This window comes from Algivirga pacifica, assembly GCF_039543525.1.
In the GTDB taxonomy this organism is placed as follows: domain Bacteria; phylum Bacteroidota; class Bacteroidia; order Cytophagales; family Flammeovirgaceae; genus Algivirga; species Algivirga pacifica.
In genome coordinates, this window is sequence record NZ_BAABJX010000034.1 from 1 (window position 1) to 1,903 (window position 1,903).

Consider the following 1,903-nt stretch of genomic DNA (forward strand, 5'->3'; position numbering starts at 1 on the left):
TCTTCCTTCTTCCTTCTTCCTTCTTCCTTCTTCCTTCTTCCTTCTTCCTTCTTCAAAAACATACCAAACTACAGTCTTTGACATTATCCCTCCAAACTCTTACCTTTATACCGAACGAACATTCAATCCAAATGACAAAAAAAGAAAAAATACTGGATACCATGTTGCAATTAATTGCAGAAAGAGGTGTACACGATACTCCTATGTCACTCATTTCTAAGGTTTCGGGAGTAGCAACAGGAACTATCTATCACCATTTCTCCAGTAAAGAAAAAATACTAGTAGAGCTATACCTAGGCCTTAAAGCGGAACTAGGACGAATTACCCAAAATGCTTTAACCCAAGACATTGGGTTTAAAGAAAAGCTCAACACATTTTGGGTAGACTTATTTCAATATTACATCAAGCATCCCTTGAAATTTCAGTTTGGGGAACAAATTATCAATACCCCTATTATTGATGAAGAAACGACACTGAAAGGAAAGGAGTTTTACCAACCGGCCATTGACTTTCTTGCGGAGGGCATCAGAAGTCAACAGATCAGAACCATTAACCTCCGACTTCTGTCTGAGATGATCTATAGTAATATAGGAACATTGGTTAAAATTCATATCAATGACAAAGACTTACAATCAGTCGATCATGATATGGTACAGGAAGCCTTTGATATTATATGGAAAGGAATAAAAGCATAATTAAATCTAAACTATAATCACCATGAACAAATCAACCATATTAGTCACTGGAGGCTCAGGATACCTGGGTTCTTGGGTAGTCAAAGGTCTATTAGAAAAAGGTTATACCGTTCGTATTGCAGTCCGAGATAAGAACAATACCAAAAAAGTAAGTCACCTTCACGACATTGCTGCTAATGCCAAAGGCAATATAGAACTATGGGAAGCTGACTTATTAAAAGAAGGTTCTTTTGATGCTGCTGCCAAGGGATGTGAAACCATTTATCATATGGCCTCCCCTTTTATGCTCGATGTAAAGAATCCTCAGAAAGATCTAGTGGACCCTGCCTTGATCGGCACGCGCAACGTATTGAATGCCGCTACTCGCTCAGAAACTGTTACAAGAGTAGTTCTTACCAGTAGTGTGGTAGCGATCATGGGTGATAATACGGATCTTCAAGAGAGAGGTGTTGACGCATTGGATGAACGCTTTTTTAACGAAAGTAGCAGCCTAACACATCAACCTTATTCCTACTCCAAAGTATTAGCCGAAAAAGAAGCCTGGAAAATGGAAAAAGAGCAAGAGCAATGGAAGCTTGTTGTACTTAATCCTTCCTTTGTCATGGGACCAACCCTAACCCCTTCCACCGACTCTGAAAGTCTTAACTTCATGAAGCAATTTCTAGGAGGACAAATGTTTATGGCTCCTGACCTGACCTTCGGATGGGTAGATGTAAGAGATGTTGCCAAAGCACATATTCTAGCAGGAGAAAACCAAGAAGCAGAAGGAAGACATCTATTGGCAGAAAACACTTATACTGTATTACAAGTAGGAAGTATTCTTCGCAAAGTATTCGGCAAGAAGTATCTTCTTCCAAAATATCAAGCACCTAAATTTATGCTTTATCTTACCGGGTGGATGTTTGGACTATCGACCACCTACGTAAAGAAAAATGTAGGTATCCCTTTAAAGCTGAATAATACTAAAAGTCTCACTTTGGGCTTGACATACACCCCTATTGAGAAAACCATGACCGATATGGTGAATCAAATGGAAACACTTCAGCTAATAAAATAGTATTAGAGTTTATCACGGTTAATTGTCTGTGAGTAAAAAAGCCTACTGAACTGCTTTTATAATTTTCAATGATCAATTTTCAATTTTTAACTGAGCTTTCGCTCAGTTAATCTTTGGATAAAACATAATTATCCTGAGGAGAGTACTCAAG

2 protein-coding genes are annotated in these 1,903 nt (G+C 38.3%); both read left to right on the top strand.

Going from position 1 to position 1,903, the window contains the following annotated elements; all coding sequences use genetic code 11:
* A partial coding sequence (locus tag ABD985_RS11835; RefSeq protein ID WP_345371982.1) for a TetR/AcrR family transcriptional regulator occupies positions 1 to 695 on the top strand: 695 nt, incomplete at its 5' end.
* A gap of 22 nt (positions 696 to 717) precedes the next feature.
* Complete coding sequence (locus tag ABD985_RS11840) at positions 718 to 1,752, top strand: NAD-dependent epimerase/dehydratase family protein (RefSeq protein WP_345371984.1); 1,035 nt, start codon at positions 718 to 720, stop codon at positions 1,750 to 1,752.
* The last annotated feature ends 151 nt before the right edge of the window (positions 1,753 to 1,903 follow it).